We start from the raw sequence: 19,261 nt of genomic DNA, 5'->3' as shown, positions 1-19,261 counted from the left end.
TTTCAAGAGATATTTTAATCAAAATATACTGCCTTGCCAGTTCTCGCAGATTCATAGATTGCCTCCAAAATTTGTGTGACAACCAATGCTTCTTTCGGCTTCACAACCGGTTCTGTATCATGCAAAATACATTCAATCCATAAACGCATCTCGAGATCCGCTTCACTTTCAGTTTCTCCTTCAAAAAAAGCGACGCCACCAGGTTCCAGTTCGACATTTGTCGTATATAATTTACCGAAGTCCTCGCCATGTATCCGGAGGCCATCCTTCATATCAGCGCCACCCCTGGTTCCGCTTAAGGAGCACTTCGCCTCATCCACATCAAGTGAATTCAGTGCCCAGCTTGACTCCAGGACAATAGTCGCGCCGTTTTGCATTTTTATAAAACCAAATGCAGAATCCTCTACCGTAAATTCATCGGGATCCCAGGATCCAAAAGCATTTGCAGCGTCTTTTTGTTTCCCAAGCTTATGGAAGACAGAACCCATCACCGATTGCGGCTGATAATTATCCATCATCCATAACGTCAGATCGAGGGCATGGGTCCCAATATCGATAAGCGGGCCGCCTCCCTGCTTTTCTTCATCCAAAAACACACCCCATGTAGGAACAGCTCGTCTTCGGATTGCATGGGCTTTTGCATAATAAATTTCTCCCAAATCTCCACGTGATACGGCTTGATGCAGGTACTGGCTGTCCGGACGGAAACGATTGTTATAGCCGATTGTCAGCTTTTTCCCGCTTCTCTTGGCTGCTGCAAGCATTTGCTCTGCTTCTTCTGACGTCTTTGCCATCGGTTTTTCACACATCACATGCTTTCCAGCTTCAAGCGCAGCTATCGTAATCTCCGCATGGGACACATTTGGTGTGCAAATGTGGACAACATCAAGATTTTTATCCTTTAGCAGCTCCCTGTAATCCGCATAGACTTTTGCATCAGCTGTTCCAAATTCTTTTGCGACTGCCTGTGCTTTTTCAATGTTTCGATTGCAAAAGGCCGTAACCTCAACCTGGCTGATTTTCTGTAGACTCTTGAGATGCTTTTCCACCGCAATTGCTCCACAGCCGATTATTCCAATTTTCAACTTGTCCTTCATATGAAATCAACCTCATTTTCCGTGAACTATTCTTTAACAGATCCAGATGTTAACCCAGAAACAATTCGTTTTTGGAAAAATAATACCAATATAACGATTGGAATCGTCACAATGACCGTTGCTGCCGAAATATCACCCCATGGGATGGAATATTGACTCTGATACATCGAAATCCCAACTGGAACGGTTCTCCATGCATCATCACTGTTAATGGTCAATGCGAATAAATATTCATTCCAGGCTGCAATAAATACAAGGATTCCGGTTGTAAAAATGCCAGGTGCTGCTAATGGCAGGATAATTTTCCGGAATGTCTGGAATGGACTTGCTCCATCCAGCTTGGCAGACTCCTCCAGCTCATATGGAATCTTTTTGAAAAAGGTCGCCAGAATCCAGATTGCTAGTGGAAGACTGATCGTAATATAAGGGATAACGAGTCCCATGTAGCTATTTCGTAAACCAAGATCTGTTACTAGATTGAACATTGGCGAGATAATCGCGATTTGCGGGAACATCGATGCAGCAAGCACCAGTCCCAGGATTAAGCCTTTTCCTTTAATCGGCAATCTCGTAACTGCATATGCCGTAAATGACGCAAATACGAGTGATAAAATGGTCGTTAAAGCAGATACCGCAAAACTATTAATCATATACCGCACCAATGGTCTGTTCGTTAGCGCTGCTTCATAGGAGTCCAATGAAGGGTTGCTTGTGAACCAGCTGAAAGACGAGAATATTTCTCTTGGTGGTTTGATCGATGTTAAAAATACCCAGATGAATGGAAACATCACAAGAAAAACAAAGATGATCAGAAACAGATAAAATCCAATTCCACCGCGTTTATTCATTTATACCCCTCCTCATTTCGTACGGCCATCAAATAAATCAGAACCGATTAATTTCACATAGATTAAACTGATGATCGCCACACTGATAAATACAATGACAGAAAGCACAGAGCCTTCCCCGAAATTCTGCTGGGCGAATAATGTTTTATAGGCATAAACGGAAATCGACTCCGTTGCGTTTGCCGGACCTCCACCTGTCAATACATAGATCAGGTCAAATACTCGGAATGCATCAAGCGTTCTGAACAACAATGCAACGAGGACCGATGACTTCAAAAGTGGCAATGTAATGCTCCAAAATTGCTGAAACTTGTTGGCTCCATCTACACTTGATGCCTCATATAATGATTGTGGGATAGTCTGCAGACCTGCCAATAATAGCAGTGCCATGTATGGTGTTGTTTTCCAGACATCTGCAAGAATAATGGAAAACATGCCGCCATTAGATGTCGTCAATAGCCAAGAGGATCCAGGAATTAAATTAAGCGTTTCCAAATAATGCGCAATAATCCCTGACTGACCGTCATACAGGAACCCCCACATCATCGCTGCTACTGCGGTCGGAATCGCCCACGGGATTAACACAGATGCACGGATAATTCCTCTTCCTTTAAATGCCCGGTTGATCAGGAGAGCAATTGCCAGACCAAGGGCCAGCTCAAATGCCACGGAAATAACTGTGAAAAATACGGTATTCCCCATCGCTTTCCACATCCGCTGATCCTTCATGTACTTTCCGTAGTTATCCAATCCGATAAAGTTTGAGTTTAATATATTGCTTGCTGTCGATGCGAGCAAATCAGAGGATTGCTGGAACTGCTGTCCAGACGGATCATCGTTGCTTGAAGCCGCAATTTCAGCAAGTGCTGCAGCATGAGATTCCAGCACGTTCTGGTACTCTTCAGCAAACGCATTATCGACCTTGGAATATTTCAAGTCCGAATCTCTCACAGGGGTGAAGCTAGCCAATAGATCATCAATTTCCTCTACCTTTTCCCTAATCTCCTCATCGCTGATCAGTTCAGAATGGTAGTTTTCAATGTCCTGTTGGATTTCCTTTACTGCTTCAGCCTCACCTTCATTTTCAGCACTTTCTAGTAAACTATCAAGCTGACCCCCTATGTAAAAATGATTATCCACATATCGCTCCAGGTCAATCGTCGCACTGAGCATGAGCTGAGAACGAGAGGGATCGTTCAGCCTATAGTCAAATAAACTATTGTAAAAGGATTGTGCAACCGGCCAAAGCACCACAACAATAACCAGAACAAGGGACGGGATGACCATGGCATATCCTAGCTGTTTTTCACTTAGTTGAAAGCCGCGCCTTTTCTTGTTTTTCATGTTTAACCTCCTCGTTATAAAGCTAGCTTTCTGACCCTATTACAAGAATAGCAAGATGAGTTTTGCGCCCATCCTGCTATTTTGACTACCTACATTATTCAGCCATTGCTGCTTCAATTTTTTCCTGCATATTCTTCGCAGCTTCTTCTGAACTTTGGTCACCTGTTAATACTTTTGAAATTTCAATTTGCATAATATCGGAAACTTCCGGATAAATAGGCGAAACCGGTCTAGGAACTGCTGACTGCAATACTTCTCTAAATTCAGGGTTTGCGAATAACTCACTTACACCCTGTACTTCTGAATCGTCATATAAAGCATTTAATGTTGGAGCGCGTCCACCCTTCAGGGCACTAATTTTTTGCCCCTCTGGGCCGGAAATGAATTTTACAAATTCCCATGCTGCTTCTGGATGTTCAGAATATCGATTGATCATTGTCATCCATCCGCCAAGTGATGCTGCAGTACCTTCATCACCTGCTGGCAGTCTGGACATTTCTACATTGTCTACGATTTCAGATCTTTCTTCGTCATTTGAAGAAGCCATCATGTACGGCCAGTTTCTAGCAAAAACGGCATTTCCTTCAATCCAGGCATTTTCCGTTTCGATTTCCATGAAGTTCACAATATTCTTAGGCACAAAATCAGATGTTACAATTTCTTTCATCTTATCGAGTGCTTTAATTGTTTCAGGGCTGTCCACGACAACATTATTATTTTCATCCACTACTTCACCGCCATAAGAAGCGATAAATTCAATGGCATTTGTAATCAAGCCTTCATATTGTGCAGCCTGCATGAGGTAGCCATGTGTTGTGCCATTTTCCCCTTTCAGCTCGGTAGCCATTTCAATCAATTCATCCCATGTTGCTGGGGGCTCGTCCACAATGTCTGTACGGTAGTAAAATACACCAGCATCTGTGTACTGCGGCATTGCCCATTGCTTTCCATTAAAGTTCGCTGCTGCAACTGTTCCAGGGAAGTACTCATCCATGTTGATTCCATCCTTTTCAATAAAGCGATCCAGCTCCAGCACGTAGTTAGCCTGAGCAAATTCTGCTGGCCAGATTACATCAGCGTTAAACACGTCTATCTCCGAACTTTGAGAGCTCAAAAGCGTCACATATTGGTCATGGGATTGACCTGTATCTGCTGGCATTTCACGCTGCTCCACTTTTATGTGCGGAAACTTTTCCTCGAATGCTTCGATTACTGCTTCTGTACCTGGTGTTGTATCAACTCCTCGCGCATACACAATGGTAACGGGTTCTTCTTCACTGCCTTCTGACGATTGCTCACCATTTGCATTTGATGTATCCGATTCATCGTTATTGTCTTGATCCGATGAATCTGAATTACAAGCTACTAAAAAGAAAACCAGAGCGATTAACAACATACTGCTAAGTGCTAACTTTGAAAACTTCAATGTAATGCCCCCTTTTTTTAATGTCGATTCCACTCCAAAATATATTTAAGGAATATTCTTGAAAATGAAATCGATTACATTTGGTTATATTATACGATAATTTTTTTTGATGTCAATGCTATTTATAGAATTATTTTTGGGTAGATATTTGTTTGCTAGAATATAGAGTCTGTTCGCGCCAAGAACGTTACTGCCTTAAAAATCCGCCTTCAGAATTGATAACTTGTCCCGTAATCCACGCTGATTCTTCACTTGCCAAAAACGCAATCAGTTTTGCAGCATCCTTCGCTTCTCCTATCCGTCCCAGCGTAAATTTCGGCAATAATGCATGCTTCAATTCTTCTGACATCCAGCCCGTATCGGTTGGTCCAGGATTGACAGCATTAACCGTGATACCAAGCGGCCCCAGCTCCGCAGATAAGGAAAGCGTAAACGCAGAGATAGCCCCTTTTGTCGCTACATAGGCAAGTTCTTCAACCATCGGACCTTGCGCCTGTCCAGAAGTCAAATTAATAATTCTTCCCGCATGATATCCTGCCTGTTTAAACCTCCTTGCAAACGCCACTGAAAGCATCATCGCAGCTCTGATATTGACTGCATAGTGCGCATCCAGCTCTGCCACATCAAGCTTTTCATACCCATCTCTCGTAGAATAGGCGGCATTATTAATTAAAATGGAAGGCACTCCCAGCGACTTTTCGGCACCTTGAAGAATCTGCAGGTATGCCTCAGGTTCGGATAAATCAACTTCAGCGTGGGCACACTTCACCCCCAGCTTCTGAATTTCCTTTGCGAAAGTATCCGGCCACCCACTGTCCGATTGCCAATGGGTAAAAAATATGTCCATCCCTGCTTTTGCAAGCTCCAGACACGTGGCTGCACCAATTCCGTAATCATGGCTTACACCTGTAACAACAGCAATTTGATTTGCCATATTCATACACCTCACTTTTCATTATGTAGACTCCCTAATAATCAATTCATGATCCAATATCAGGCTTTCCACTTCTTTTCCTCTAATTTTATTGATAATCATATTCGCAGAAGTACAGCCCATTTTGTACATCGGCTGGGCAATTGTTGTGAGCGTCGGGTTGGTCATGTTGGAAAAACTAATCTTGTCAAAACCAATCACTGCAATATCATCGGGTACCTTCAAGCCCTGCAGCTGAATTTCTTTCATCGCACCAATCGCAAGCACATCGGAAACCGAAAAAACCGCGTTTGGCTTATCCGCTTCATTCAATAAAGAACGCATCGCCTGCTGTCCGCCTTCAAATCCAAGATGCCCTGTTTCTCGCATCCATTTTGACTCAATCGGCAAATCAAACTCCTGTAAGGCCTTTTCATAGCCCCTCCTGCGTTCACGGGCATACAAGTATTTCTCATCTGTATTAATCAAAGCAACTTTTCTGTTCCCTATTTTAATTAAATGTTTAACGGCCTGATATGCAGCCAGTTCATTATCGATGGTTACGTAGGAAATTTCCCCCTGTTCATCAAACTCACTGCATTGCACGATTGGATGCCTGCTTGCAAGATCATACAGATTCTTCCGATTGACAGTCGGGTCCATTAAAATAATCCCGTCTGCAAGCCTGTTCCGTACCATATTAAAATAAATCGCTTCTCTTTTTGGGTTAGAATCCGTTTCACAAAGGAGAATATTATATCCCTTGCTAATCGCTGTATCCTCAATCCCATTAATAATTTCCGTATAAAATGGATTTGAAATGCTGGGAATCAAAACAAGAAGCAGCCTGCTTTCAGAGTTCCTGAGGTTACGCCCAAGCGCACTGGGCTCATATTTTAATTCCTGGATAGCCTGCTCGACTCGTATTCTTGTTTTTTCTTTAACCGTTTCCCTATTATTGAGCACCCTTGAAACAGTTGCAGTAGAAACACCTGCCTTTTTAGCCACTTCCTGTATGGTTACCATTTGATCACCTACCTTACATTTTATGAAATCGATTACATTTATGTTATATTTTACAGCTTGTTTTGTCAAGATTGTTAAAATTCTTCACGTGAGTCCATATTGAAAAGCAGGAAAACATTTCTGTCTCCCTGCTTGTTATCTGTTCATGTTCATTAATTCAGCTATTTTTACATCTAAAAAACTGTTCGAATTATACATTATCCCCCTCTATTAATTCGACGCGACCGAAGAAGCGGTTGCTTGATCAGCCTTCACACAATCAATTGCGATAACGAGAGCAAGAATGGGCGTCTCCATCTCTTCGTTCCATACTTGTACTTTATAGCTGTCGCCCCAAGTGAACCATTCCTTGCTTACTTTCCCGACGACTTCACCATGCTGGTACACCTCAAAGTTCATGTCCCACCAGTTTCCATGTACTTCAATACCTGCCGCATCAATGGTATAGCGTGCTTTAAAGAAAGATAACTCCTTCTTAATCGTTAACACCTCTCGACCATCTACCTCAACCATAAACTTTGGCAAAAAGCTGAACGTCTTTTTCGTAATAAGTGCAACTTCACTTCCTGCATTGTTAGTAATGGAGAAGGTCTTTGGAATCTTCATAAAACTACCCTCAACAAAATAAACATCCTTTTCCTGCTGATCTTTTACCGTAAACTTACCGCTTAGACTGAATACCTTTTGCTTTATATAAAGTTCTTTCATATCATGACTCCTTCGATAATATGGATTGTTAATATGCAACCTTTATCAGAGATTAATAAGAATGGAACGTTTTTTAGTAGAAGTTCTATTTGTTAAGTAAAGCTATTATCAAAGTATTCAACTTTGCTCCTTCTTTATTCAATCGGCAAAACAAACCCTTGCGCCTCTTCTACATTAAAATATCTAAGATATACAATGACATTCCCATTTGCTTCATCAATTATTGGCCCGGCACCAATTCCATTTCCGAAGGCGTACTGATCTTTTACTTCACCAGTTTGGGAATCAATTACTGTAAGAAAATTGTCACCTTCTCTAGCGACATTTGATTTCTCCGTAAATGCATAAATATGATTATCTGTAATACCTGCAGAGAACCAATAATTATAGTCATCACCTGTTTCAGAACGATCCATTAAATCACCAACAGAAACCGACCATAATGGCTCATGACTATTCATATCATACGTTAAAATCCCATTTTCGACAGTAATGTAAAGATTGTCATGAACTAAATCTAGTTTTATCTCTCCAATATCATACGGTTGTTCTACTTCTGGCGCTTCGATTATCGTTTCTTTTCTTCCTTCTTGATCATCAAATTCCACCACTTTGTAAAGTGAATCTGCAAACACATCAGCTTCATCAACTAGAGCATAGAATGTGCTGCCAGCTACAGCAACATCTCGGAATACTCCTTCTTCTTCAAATAACTTTGTTCCATCATTCAAATCGAATGCTGTTAATCCGTATTGGTCTTCATAAACAAGTGAGTGATCAGTCACATGAAGTTCAGCATACCCCATACTAAGCTCAACATCTCCCGTGGTTTCCCAAATTGTTTCTTTTGTATTTGTATCGAATGCAAATAGCCTATCACTGTTGACAAAATATAAAATGCCATCTTTTTTTACCATGTCCGATGCGCCATCTGTATCTACCAAGTATTCAATTTCTCCGGTCGAGAGATCAACTTGAACAATTTTATTTGTTCCGTCTTCATAGCCTTGAAGATAGTAGTAATGATCGAATAAAAACGGCCACGTACCGCTAGAAGAATTTACAATAGATGATTCTGCTCTTCCTTCCAACCATTCGACATCGGTTTCTAAACTTAATCTATCTCCAGTTTGATAATCAAAAAATACACTATGATTTTCATTTCCCATGACCAATGCTCCACTTGATGCAAATGAATAATAATAATCATTCGGTGCTAGAGCCGATTCAAAGTCTACCACTTCAAATAATGACTCATCAAAGGGCGTTTCTTCTACAGTAAGTAAATCGATATGATGGCTTGGCCCTCCACTTTCTTCAGTATCGTCATCCTTCGTTTCGTCAGAACTATCATTATTTCCTTCGTTATCGATTTCATTTTCATCTGTGTTATTACAACCCGCTACGATTAAAATCATCATTAGTAAAAGTATGGGCAGGTAAAATCGCTTGAACAATCGAATCGCTCCTTTTTTATTTTGTTAATTTTCTTACGATTATCGGTTATAGAAGGTTTCAATTTTCGTGGAAGATAGTTCCAAATGACTAAAAATCGGGTCTATTGGGGTATGAATAAAGGATTAGGGAAGCGCTGAGAACTCAGTGATGATAGACGCTAACTAGATGTTAGCCGCAAAAAATAACTCCATGAGTGGATTTATACTTCAAGCACAATCATATACAAAACGAAATGGAACTACTATCATAACCATAAAGCTGACCCTTAAGGAGGAAAGAAATATGAATCCAAACAATCACGATCTATTTACTCCATATCGTTTTAAAAATGGAGTTGAATTGAAGAACCGAATCGTAATGGCACCAATGACCAACTATTCATCGAATCCCGATGGTACGGTTACAGATGAAGAGATAGCCTACTATGCACGTCGTTCCAAAGGTGTAAGCATGGTCATTACCGCTTGTACATATGTTACGCCAAACGGAAAAGGTTTCCATAATGAATTCGCCGGTGACCGCGATGAAATGATTCCAAGTTTAAACCAACTAGCCAAGGCTATTCAAGATCAAGGCGCTAAAGCCATCTTACAGATTTTCCATGGTGGAAGAATGTGCCCGCCAGAACTGGTTCCTCATGGTGATATCGTAAGTGCCAGTGCTGTTCCTGCAGCAATGACAGGAGCTAAGATACCTAGAGCTTTAGCGGAATCAGAAGTTGAGGAAATCATTGATGCTTTTGGAGAGACGACGCGTCGTGCGATTGAAGCAGGCTATGATGGAGTCGAAATACACGGGGCAAACGGATACTTAATTCAGCAATTCTTCTCTCCACATTCCAATCGACGTGAGGATCGATTTGGTGGAAGTATCAAAAAACGAATGACCTTCCCACTAGCTATCGTCGATAAAATAACGAGTGTAGTGAAAGAACATGCCGACGATTCCTTTATCGTAGGATACCGCTTTTCACCGGAAGAAGCCGAGACTCCGGGCATCACCATGGCAGATAGCCTTAAACTAGTGGATACGTTAGCAGAAAGAGACTTAGACTATTTGCACGTCTCCTTACAACATATTTTTTCCAAAGCAAGAAGAGGCGTGGAGGATGTAAATAAAACACGCATTGACTACCTACTTGAAACGATCGATAATCGCGTTCCTTTAATTGGTGTAGGTTCGATTTACACTGCGGAAGATGCCTGCAAAGCTTTCGAGACAGGGGTTCCACTTCTCGCAATTGGTCGAGAACTTATTATTGATCCGGACTGGGTACAAAAAGTAGCCGAGGGACGAGAAGACGAAATTGTGACAGAAATTAATAAGGATAAGCAGGAAGATTTAGTAGTACCAGATCCATTATGGAATGTGATTATGAATACTCCTGGATGGTTTCCGGGAGTTTAAAATAAAGTCAGACCTTTACATACGAATGTAGGGTCTGGCTTTTTTATTGTGAGCAGGAATAACTATCTTGATTGCAATTTTTTATCCCATAGAAAATAAAAACCTCTTTACATACATACAGTATGTATGTTTAAATGAATGCATAATATGAAAGGGGAATGTTACCAATGAAACCAAACAGTTTTTACCCGGTAATTCTAACCAAACAGATTGCTTTAAGTTCTAATTTTTACACAGATTTATTCGGATTCGAGATTGTTTATCAAGCTGACTGGTATGTAAGCCTGAAAATGGAAAGGGACAATACTACCTATGAATTGGCCCTTTTGGATTCCACACATCCAACCATACCATCCGCTTACCAAAAGCCGGTACAAGGCATGATCCTGAATTTTGAAGTGGACGATGTCGATAAGGAGTACAACAGACTTATTTTAAGTAAAAAACTTCCTTTACTGCTAGGTATTCGTGATGAAGCGTTCGGACAGAGACATTTTATTACTTGTGATCCAAACGGGGTTCTAATAGATGTTATAAAGGTCATTCCCCCTTCTCAAGAGGAAAGTGACAAATATACCTCACAAGTATGGTCAGATCACGAATGAGCGGGAAAAAAACAAATGAGAAAGGAGCATTGAAATATTATTTCGGGACAGATTTAGCCTTACATCTTTCTAGTTTAATCCAACCTCATTATAAGAATTTTCCTGTGAATAACTTCGTTAAGCTCGTTCAAGAACAGGTAGAACCACTAGAACTGAAGGATCGAGTTGCTGTCATTTCGGAAGCATTATTTGTTGCTCTTCCATCTGATTATCCAAAAGCACTGGACATTCTCCTGAAGATTGTCGGTCCAGAGAACGAAACCGAGGAAAGAATGTTTACGAATGGTTATTTTTTAATGCCGGTAGCATACTTTGTGGAAAGATTCGGTATAAACCATTTTGAAAATTCCATGCATGCCCTTTATGAAATTACGAAACGCCATACATCGGAATATGCCATACGGCCCTATTTAGAACGATACCCTGATGAAAGCCTGAACTATTTGCATAACTGGCTGCATGATAATAACCCTCACGTTAGACGCCTTGTCAGTGAGGGGACACGTCCAAGACTCCCTTGGGCAAAGCGAATAAAAGTTATGAAAGATGATCCTGCCATTAATCTGGCTTTATTGGATTCCTTGCTAACTGACCCTTCTTTCTATGTAAGGAAATCAGTAGCTAATCACTTGAACGACTTGTCAAAAGAACACAGAAATATTACACTCAATTGGATGAGCGACCAATTAGACAGAAAAAAGAACGATATTAACTGGATTATTCGCCATGGGTTAAGATCACTTGCTAAATCAGGTGACCCTAAGGCTCTGGCACTATTGGAAAGAATCTAAGTGACAAAGATACAGGAGAATTAACACCATGAAGAGAAATAAAGAAGAAACTAACGCAACCATTAGCCAACTGAAGGAAGTGGCCAGAAAACATTTCACCGAACAAGGTTATGCAGCTACTGTGTTGGATCAAATAGTGATGGAAGCTCAATTAACACGTGGGGCAATTTATCACCATTTCGGAAGTAAAAAGGGACTTTTTCTAGCTGTCCTAGATTCTGTGCAAAATGAAGTGGCAGAACGAGTTGAAGCAGAAGCTGCTCTGAGTGACGATGTCTGGGAACAACTAATCCTCGGATGTCGTGCCTTTATAACAGCAGCTGTGGAACCAAAAAACAAACGAATTATGCTCATTGATGGCCCAGCAGTTCTAGGTTGGGAAACATGGCGAAGCATGGATGAGCAAAGCTCGATGCGACTTTTACACGAACAACTTCAATTAATGCAGCAGGGAGGACACTTCATTTCAATTTCCATTGTTGCATTAACTCATATTCTTTCAGGAGCGCTGAATGAATCTGCCCTATGGATTGCACAGGTGTCAGATACCGAACAAAAAGTAGATGAAACGATGGAAATTATTTCACAATTACTAGAAAAGTTTAAGTCATAAAGCGGCTTGGTATGTTTTAAAAGAATAAATACTAGAATGCTCGAACATTTCCCATTAAACCATTTATTCTTAAATAGATGGGACCTTTTCGGTTAAACTAACGAAAACTAACCATATGGCTTAGGAGTGATCACATGTTGCTATCAGGTAACATTATTTCAGGTGAATTTGATGAACTCGTGAATGAATTTTCGATACAAAAAGTAAAGCATTTCACCACAGAATCAAGTATTAGAGAAAACCAGCTAAAAAGCCTTTATGATTATTTGAAAAAACACCAAGATGATACAGATGGTCAAATCATTACGCTATATGATCAAATGCCGATACGGTTGAGCCAAGAGGAAGTGAACCTCTTTATAAACGATCTTGAAAAAATTCAGTCGATGTACCATTGATGAAACGATAAGCAAATTAAAATTACCAATAAATATTGACGACCAGGGATAAACAAGGTGATCATCCAATTTGATCGCCTTTTTCTTTTGGGGTGGTTAGCTAATATTTCGGAATATTATGTTATTATATAAATGTAAAACATAACAGTTTATTTTAGTAAGAGGAGGGATCATGGAGAAACACTTACTACTAGTAAAACAATCAAATTATAAGGGTGTTTACAATGATTACGTTTTTTGAGTATAACTGGCAGGTTAGAGATGAGTGGTTTGACTGGTGTACCCTACTAACACCTGATGAGTTGTTAAAAGATCGCAAAGGTGGAGTAGGAAATATTTTATATACGCTTTTTCACATTGTTGACGTGGAATATAGCTGGATTCGGGCTATTCAAGGGAAAGAAGATATCGTATTTTCATTTGCGGATTATCATACACTTGAAGAGGTTAAATCTCTATCCGATACACTTCGAAGTGAAATTGCGGTCGGTTTAAAAACAGATTTAGAAGAATTAAAAGAAGAACTCATACATGTTCCTTGGGATGAAGATGAATACACGAAGGATGAAATACTTCACCATATTATTGCTCACGAGATTCATCATATTGGTCAACTTTCTGTTTGGGCAAGAGAATTAGATCACAGTCCTGTCTCTGCTAATTTTATAGGTAGAAGATTAAAATCTGTTGGGGATTATTAAACAATCTAACGCAGCCATAAGAAGGAAATATTAAGAACTATATGGAACTTATAAAGTATAGATATTGAAAGGGTGAGATTGTTGAAATTATCCATTATTAATAGCATAAGAACGAATAATTTTAATGATGCACGTGCAATGGAAAAAATCATGGAAATGTGGAAAAAGGCTTCTGATCATCTACCTAAAAATGAAACGGTATATGGTGTATATCATGAATATGAGAGCGACTATAGAGATGATTATTCATTAAGCATTGCTATTGAAGAAAATATTGACGAATCTATAGAAATACCAAAAGACGAGATATATAAAATCTTTAAAGTGGATACTACTGAAGAACAAGGTATTTTTAATACTTGGAGTAAAATATGGAACCAAGAAGAATCAGTTTTATTAGAGAGAGCTTATTCATATGATTTCGAAAAATACTACCCTAATGGAAAAATTGAAATCCACATAGCCATAAAATAATTGATATTTCTCCTTATACTAAATGCAATATAAAAATCATCATTGATAAAAAAATAATAAGGTTAGGGGGACATATATGATTTCTGAGCTAAACAAGGAAGAATTCTATAAATGTAAATACTTATTATCTGACCAAGGACTGTTAGAAGCAAGAGCAGTAACTGAAGGGGTGAACCCTGGCCGTGTCTTTGTAGATAATATAGAAACCCCTGCTTCTGCGCTTATATGGTTAGGAAATAACAATGGATTTATCTTTATTGGAAATGAAAAGAATGAGCGTTTCAATAAAGATCTAAACCATTTTATTGATACGATCATTGTGCCTCAGGCGACTAAAGTTGGGTTGAAATGGTTTGAAGGTATTGGTGATCACAGTAGATGGGATGCCACGATTAAAGAAGTGTTTAAAAAACACAAATTAGGAAGCTGGAATCAAAGGGTCTATATGATACATAAGGACGACTATAAATATCATGATGAGCTTCGTATAGCGACCGGATATAAACTAACAAAAGTTTGTAAAGGCACCTTTGAAAACAAAGACAATTCCATTAAGAATATAGAATTTTTAAGATCCAATATTTTAGAATCTTGGTCTTCATCTGAAACGTTCTTTCGTAATGGGATAGGATATTGTATGATTTATAAGAATGAAATTGTAAGTATTTGTTTTTCAGGGTTTGCCGCTGGAAAGGTACACGCTGTAACGATTGAAACGTTAGAAGAACATCGAGGAAAAAAGTTAGCACAAAACATAGCTAAAGCTTTCGTAAACGATTGTCTAACTAATAATATGCTACCTTATTGGGATTGTATGGAATCAAACAAACCTTCTATTGCAGTTGCAGAAAATATAGGATTCAGAAATATATTTAACTATGCAGGATATGAATTCTCGTTAAATAACGAATTGTAAGGTGGCCATAATCATGACGGATGCATCAAGCTCATATGTTCAAGAACTCATTAATCTCTATTCCAAACACACGGATGTTGAATTTTCCAGGTGGTCAAACGACTATTTCAGAAACCAATTCGACTTTTTGGGTATTCGAACTCCTATTCGTCGAAAATTAACGAAGCAATTTATCAAAGATAACGGTTTACCTAAAAAAGATAAACTAAAAAATGTTATTTTTATGCTTTGGGATCTGCCAGAACGTGAATATCAAAAAGCAGCCCTTGATATAATTGAAATGGCAAAAAAGGATTTAAACAAGGAGGATATGTCCTGGTTATCTAGTTTGATTGTGAAAAAATCGTGGTGGGATACGGTAGATGTACTTTCCCCTCATGTTATGGGATATATGTTTTCGATTCATAATGAACTTATTGCATCCTATGCTGAAAAATGGATTGAGGATGGGAATATTTGGTTACAACGGTCAGCAATATTGTATCAGCTACACTACAAAGATAAAACAGATGAAGATCGGCTATTTCGATACATTTTAAGACGCGCAGACAGCGATGAATTTTTTGTTCAAAAAGCAATTGGATGGGTATTGCGTGAGTATGCCAAAACTCGCCCAGAAAGCGTAAGAACCTTTGTCAGTAACCATACCTTAAAACCGCTTAGTAAGCGAGAAGCTTTGAAACATCTTTAAGGCGACGCACCCACTAGTACAGATGAGCACACATAGTCAATCAAGAACCGCAATTTCATTACTAGACAACCAGTCTCCTCCTAATCACACTCTTCAAGCAAGAGAGGTTAACCCTTTTTATTCTTTAATGGGAGACCCTGCAAACAAAGAAGATTAAATACATCTGATTCGTTCATTAAGCAACTAAATAGTTGCTTATCATTGACACGCAACCATATAGTTGCTTATAATAAAAAGCATGTGGGACAAAGACGCTATTTTCAAAGCACTCGCCGATTCGAATCGTCGGCTCATATTAGATGAACTATCCGAACGCAACGAGATGACGTTGTATGAACTTACGGGACGCCTTATTATGAAGCACAGCCTTTCCATTTCACGACAGGGTATAGCTAAACATCTTTCTGTATTGGAAGAGGCAGGACTTGTAACATCAAAACGAAAGGGGAAATATCGAGTACTGATATTCAACAACGAGCCGCTTCAAAACTTGCTGAAAGGCTGGATAGATTAATTTTACAATACGCAAAATACATTATATCTGTAGAAATAGGAAAGAAAAAAGTGGATGAAGTCTTTCTGTGCGCTTCGAATAATTGCCTATAGAAATATTAGAACAGGCTTCTGCCGAACAGCGCGGTTTTGGTTTACAACACAAACCATACATCACAACAATCAGGAGGTATAAACAATATGAAAGTCATTGTTACGAGTATATTTGTAGAAGATCAGGACAAGGCATTACAGTTTTATTCAGAGACGCTTGGCTTTGTAAAAAAGCACGACGTTCCTTCCGGAGAATTTAGATGGATTACGATTGTATCCCCAGAGGATCAAGATGGTACCGAGATTGTACTCGAACCGAATAACAATCCAATTGCCAAGGATTATCAGAATAGACTATTTGAAGAAGGTATTCCAGTAACCATGTTTGGTGTAGAGGATATTCAAAAAGAGTATGAAAGGTTATTGCAGCTAGGCGTTAAATTTACGATGAAGCCAACAAAAATGGGCGAAATCAGCATCGCTGTATTTGATGATACGTGCGGAAACCTTATTCAGATAATACAGCAATAACCTTGAACTAAACTACAAAGTTTAGTTTAACAGCTTTATGTATAACCCCGTCCTATTTTTTAGGATGGGGTTGTTTTTTTAAGAAACTGGAATATTTGCATTTAGTATCTGCCTCTATTTTAACAAGTGGTTTTGCATTAAAGGACTATATTGAATATCCGACCCTTAATCTTCTGTAAAAGGACCGATTGTTTTATAAGCGGCTCCTTCTTCACCTAACTGGGGCGATCGTTCAAGAAGGGCAGTCGCTTTTTGTGCTAACAACGCAAGTATCTGAATCCTAGAGAAATAATAATCAAGGAGTTGCAAGAAAGCGGGCTAGCACAATCCTCACTGTCTACCTGTACTGTTACAAATGTTTTTCAATTTGTGTTAGAACTGCTGTGGCTAGTTTGTTTGTATCTTTAAAATCTCTTGAATCGATGGGATCAGAGTAATGGACAGAAACTTTTGCTGGTGTATTCTTACCCTGTTTTCCTATCAATTTGTAAGAATCCTTGATGGTCACAGGAATGACTTTAACCCCTGATTTAATCGCAATTCGGAAACTACCCGATTTAAAGTCTCCAATTTCAGGACCTTTACTTCTAGTTCCTTCTGGAAAAACTGCTATTGAATGACCTGATTTTAAACTTTCTATCGCTTGGTTAATAGCCTTTAGAGAACTACGAGCGTTATCCCTGTTGATAAACACGCATCCTCGTTCTTTCATCCAATAACCTAACAACGGAATTTTCTCCATTTCTTTTTTGGCAACAAAAGCCATCGTTTGAGGAGCTGTTGAATATAAAATTGGAATATCCATATTACCTTGATGGTTGCTAACATATAATACAGGTTCATCTAAAGGAATATTTTCTGTTCCTGTTATTCTAAGGTCGGCACCCGATATTCTAATTAAATTTTTGGTACATTTTAGAATGATTTTATCCATCAGTTCTAATTTTTCTTTGTTCTTACCTGCTTTATTTAATTTATTAATAGTAAATGATTTGTTTGCTTTACTTAAAATATAACCCCACATGTATCCTTGAAATAATAAAGCACGCATTTTTTTCCTCTTTTCCATCATGTTTAATCTATTACAATCATAAAAGACATGAACAAATAAAATAAGTCACAAATGTCACATTGTTTTTTGTGAGAACGGCATCCGTTTGCTCCCTAAAATTTTGAGTCAGTTAAGTATGCTTGTGAAAAATTGTATTTACAGTAAACTGGTACGTTAATTCAAGAAGGATTAACGCTATTTTATGTAGAAGATATTTTAATAAACAGAGTTTAGTTGAATAGAGTTGTTTTAACCTGCGTTCAACAATCAATCCAGATTATGGAGTAAATGGAGGATTTTTATGAAAAGAATTATTTTAGTTGTTTTCCTTTTAGGTATTACAGTATTTGCATCATTTTTAGGGTTGTATGCTCAAGATATAGCTTATTATTTCAAAGAACATTTATTTTATGAATACCCTTTCAAAACACTTGTTATAGTAACAATAACAAGTGTCAGCCTATTTTTTATTGTATTCGTAATAAGTACTATTTTATTGTCTATTCAAAAGTTAAAACCGAGAATATACATCGTGCTATTGGCAGTCAATGTCATCGTTGGTCTATTGGTATCATCGTGGTCTTTGTTTGTATTGTTGATGTGGTGGCACTAATTGCAACAAACTGGTGCTTTAAGACAACAATAGGATTGTCACTATGGAGGCCTTTTAACCAAAGGGCAGAGCAGGATAGTTTAACAAGATACCTTCCACCTGTTTAATTGTGTTTCAGCTCATGTTATAATGAGCATCTTAAGAGAATTACGACTTTTAATTGAACGGATGCCAAGAAAGCCTCCGCCTATCGATAAAATATGGAGGTGTAAGAGAATGAATAAACGATGGACGATTGATAAAATTAAAGAATTTGTTGAGAGTAATTCAGAAAGCAAGTTGCTAACGACGGAATACCACGGTTTTTCTCAAAAGTTACTATTAAAATGTGCATGTGGCAGTAACTTTGAAAAAACATTTAAGAAATTTAAAAATAATAACCAACGTAAGTGTGATGTATGTCAACCTCCAAATGCTTCACGCTAAACATATAGCGAATAAATGTAGCGCCAACTTCTCTTAAAAAGAAGTTGGCGCTTATTTCGGTTCTGGATCCTTTAATTTGTAAAGGTTTGTACTTTAACTACCGGAGAAAGAATTGAATAAGTGAGATCATCAAATGATGGTATTATTTTGTTAATTTCATAAATTCGCAATAAATGATTGGGTACTATGTTATCATTTTAGTAAAGTTACTGATCTAACGAGGCTGATTAGTAAAAGAATGCCTCCTTAAAAAGGATGGTAAATATGAAGAATAAAATCGTTCTTGTTCTATTAACGATAAGTCTAGGAGTAAATTTGTATATATTGGGGAAATGGTTTCTGTTTGAACAATGGTATGAACCCACCCTAGAAGAAGAAATTATTTTAAGTGAAATGATTCAAAAAACGGTTGAAAGTGAAGATTATAAACAAATAGCAAACAAAGAGAATATTATCGCCATTGGGGCGGGGATTGATAGAAATAAAGGTGGAGCATTTCCTTACTATTTTGGAATTAGTGTACGTACTGATAAAAAAACTTATATTTTTTCTTGCAGTGATGATCAATGTACTGAAATGGAGAATGAAGGATCGACTTACTCGATCTATCAAGATGAAGAACCCCGGCTTCCATTTGAGCAGTAGAGGGAAATTAAGCAACAATATCATTTCGTGTGA

At 38.5% G+C, this 19,261-nt stretch carries 23 protein-coding genes; 14 read left to right on the top strand and 9 right to left on the bottom strand.

The annotated features are described in order from the left end of the window. Positions 1-14: 14 nt before the first annotated feature. The 8 genes from F1560_RS05150 to F1560_RS05115 all read right to left on the bottom strand — a co-directional run bounded on the left by F1560_RS05150 (position 15) and on the right by F1560_RS05115 (position 8,819). The gene (locus F1560_RS05150; protein WP_149473569.1) at positions 15-1,097 is read right to left on the bottom strand and encodes a Gfo/Idh/MocA family protein; all 1,083 of its coding nucleotides are present in this window, start codon (positions 1,095-1,097) and stop codon (positions 15-17) included. Between the two features lie 26 nt (positions 1,098-1,123). Further along, positions 1,124-1,945: a carbohydrate ABC transporter permease gene (locus F1560_RS05145; RefSeq protein WP_095310172.1), complete on the bottom strand. Its 822-nt coding sequence runs from the start codon at positions 1,943-1,945 to the stop codon at positions 1,124-1,126. A gap of 12 nt (positions 1,946-1,957) precedes the next feature. Further along, positions 1,958-3,289: a carbohydrate ABC transporter permease gene (locus F1560_RS05140; RefSeq protein ID WP_149473568.1), complete on the bottom strand. Its 1,332-nt coding sequence runs from the start codon at positions 3,287-3,289 to the stop codon at positions 1,958-1,960. Between the two features lie 94 nt (positions 3,290-3,383). Continuing rightward, positions 3,384-4,715 carry an ABC transporter substrate-binding protein gene (locus tag F1560_RS05135; protein ID WP_420874458.1) on the bottom strand — a complete coding sequence of 444 codons (1,332 nt, stop codon included), beginning with the start codon at positions 4,713-4,715 and terminating at the stop codon, positions 3,384-3,386. Positions 4,716-4,902: 187 nt separating this feature from the next. Next, the gene (locus F1560_RS05130) at positions 4,903-5,655 is read right to left on the bottom strand and encodes an SDR family oxidoreductase (RefSeq protein ID WP_149473567.1); all 753 of its coding nucleotides are present in this window, start codon (positions 5,653-5,655) and stop codon (positions 4,903-4,905) included. Between the two features lie 15 nt (positions 5,656-5,670). Then, a complete protein-coding gene (locus tag F1560_RS05125; RefSeq protein WP_149473566.1) occupies positions 5,671-6,654 on the bottom strand; it encodes a LacI family DNA-binding transcriptional regulator in 984 nt (327 codons plus the stop codon). A gap of 210 nt (positions 6,655-6,864) precedes the next feature. Continuing rightward, the gene (locus F1560_RS05120; protein ID WP_149473565.1) at positions 6,865-7,362 is read right to left on the bottom strand and encodes an LURP-one-related/scramblase family protein; all 498 of its coding nucleotides are present in this window, start codon (positions 7,360-7,362) and stop codon (positions 6,865-6,867) included. 134 nt (positions 7,363-7,496) lie between these two features. After that, on the bottom strand, positions 7,497-8,819 hold the full coding sequence (locus F1560_RS05115; RefSeq protein WP_149473564.1) for an outer membrane protein assembly factor BamB family protein: 1,323 nt from the start codon (positions 8,817-8,819) through the stop codon (positions 7,497-7,499). 283 nt (positions 8,820-9,102) lie between these two features. On the opposite strand from F1560_RS05115, the gene F1560_RS05110 reads away from it, so the two are divergent. The 11 genes from F1560_RS05110 to F1560_RS05060 all read left to right on the top strand — a co-directional run bounded on the left by F1560_RS05110 (position 9,103) and on the right by F1560_RS05060 (position 16,493). After that, positions 9,103-10,227: an NADH-dependent flavin oxidoreductase gene (locus F1560_RS05110; RefSeq protein ID WP_149473563.1), complete on the top strand. Its 1,125-nt coding sequence runs from the start codon at positions 9,103-9,105 to the stop codon at positions 10,225-10,227. 167 nt (positions 10,228-10,394) lie between these two features. Next, positions 10,395-10,832 (top strand): VOC family protein, encoded by a 438-nt coding sequence (locus F1560_RS05105; RefSeq protein WP_149473562.1) that lies wholly within the window; start codon positions 10,395-10,397, stop codon positions 10,830-10,832. After that, a complete protein-coding gene (locus tag F1560_RS05100) occupies positions 10,829-11,623 on the top strand; it encodes a DNA alkylation repair protein (protein WP_149473561.1) in 795 nt (264 codons plus the stop codon). Before F1560_RS05105 ends, F1560_RS05100 begins: the two co-directional genes overlap by 4 nt. A gap of 28 nt (positions 11,624-11,651) precedes the next feature. After that, complete coding sequence (locus tag F1560_RS05095; RefSeq protein WP_149473560.1) at positions 11,652-12,236, top strand: TetR/AcrR family transcriptional regulator; 585 nt, start codon at positions 11,652-11,654, stop codon at positions 12,234-12,236. A 134-nt stretch (positions 12,237-12,370) separates the two neighbouring features. Beyond that, complete coding sequence (locus F1560_RS05090) at positions 12,371-12,634, top strand: hypothetical protein (RefSeq protein ID WP_149473559.1); 264 nt, start codon at positions 12,371-12,373, stop codon at positions 12,632-12,634. A 224-nt stretch (positions 12,635-12,858) separates the two neighbouring features. Further along, positions 12,859-13,335: a DinB family protein gene (locus F1560_RS05085; protein WP_149473558.1), complete on the top strand. Its 477-nt coding sequence runs from the start codon at positions 12,859-12,861 to the stop codon at positions 13,333-13,335. An 81-nt stretch (positions 13,336-13,416) separates the two neighbouring features. Then, entirely contained in the window at positions 13,417-13,809 is a 393-nt protein-coding gene (locus tag F1560_RS05080; protein ID WP_149473557.1) for a GyrI-like domain-containing protein, read from the top strand. 76 nt (positions 13,810-13,885) lie between these two features. Then, a complete protein-coding gene (locus F1560_RS05075; RefSeq protein ID WP_149473556.1) occupies positions 13,886-14,725 on the top strand; it encodes a GNAT family N-acetyltransferase in 840 nt (279 codons plus the stop codon). A gap of 13 nt (positions 14,726-14,738) precedes the next feature. Continuing rightward, positions 14,739-15,416: a DNA alkylation repair protein gene (locus tag F1560_RS05070; RefSeq protein ID WP_149473555.1), complete on the top strand. Its 678-nt coding sequence runs from the start codon at positions 14,739-14,741 to the stop codon at positions 15,414-15,416. Between the two features lie 238 nt (positions 15,417-15,654). After that, positions 15,655-15,930, top strand: a complete 276-nt coding sequence (locus F1560_RS05065; RefSeq protein ID WP_149473554.1) for an ArsR/SmtB family transcription factor — start codon at positions 15,655-15,657, stop codon at positions 15,928-15,930. A gap of 179 nt (positions 15,931-16,109) precedes the next feature. Then, positions 16,110-16,493, top strand: coding sequence for a VOC family protein (locus tag F1560_RS05060; RefSeq protein WP_149473553.1), 384 nt, complete (start codon positions 16,110-16,112; stop codon positions 16,491-16,493). Positions 16,494-16,842: 349 nt separating this feature from the next. Here F1560_RS05060 and F1560_RS05055 read toward each other — a convergent pair whose 3' ends face one another. Then, the gene (locus F1560_RS05055; protein WP_187773634.1) at positions 16,843-17,544 is read right to left on the bottom strand and encodes a lysophospholipid acyltransferase family protein; all 702 of its coding nucleotides are present in this window, start codon (positions 17,542-17,544) and stop codon (positions 16,843-16,845) included. Positions 17,545-17,845: 301 nt separating this feature from the next. Between F1560_RS05055 and F1560_RS05050 the strand changes: the two genes are divergently transcribed. From F1560_RS05050 to F1560_RS05040, 3 genes are all read left to right on the top strand, one after another. Next, a complete protein-coding gene (locus F1560_RS05050; RefSeq protein ID WP_149473551.1) occupies positions 17,846-18,157 on the top strand; it encodes a hypothetical protein in 312 nt (103 codons plus the stop codon). Positions 18,158-18,373: 216 nt separating this feature from the next. Continuing rightward, positions 18,374-18,583 carry a hypothetical protein gene (locus F1560_RS05045; protein WP_118888636.1) on the top strand — a complete coding sequence of 70 codons (210 nt, stop codon included), beginning with the start codon at positions 18,374-18,376 and terminating at the stop codon, positions 18,581-18,583. A gap of 264 nt (positions 18,584-18,847) precedes the next feature. Further along, positions 18,848-19,228, top strand: a complete 381-nt coding sequence (locus F1560_RS05040; RefSeq protein ID WP_149473550.1) for a hypothetical protein — start codon at positions 18,848-18,850, stop codon at positions 19,226-19,228. The last annotated feature ends 33 nt before the right edge of the window (positions 19,229-19,261 follow it).

This window comes from Oceanobacillus polygoni, from assembly GCF_008304605.1.
Lineage (GTDB): Bacteria > Bacillota > Bacilli > Bacillales > Amphibacillaceae > Oceanobacillus > Oceanobacillus polygoni.
The sequence above is the reverse complement of the archived record's forward strand: the minus strand, read 5'-3'. Positions and strand labels throughout refer to the sequence as shown.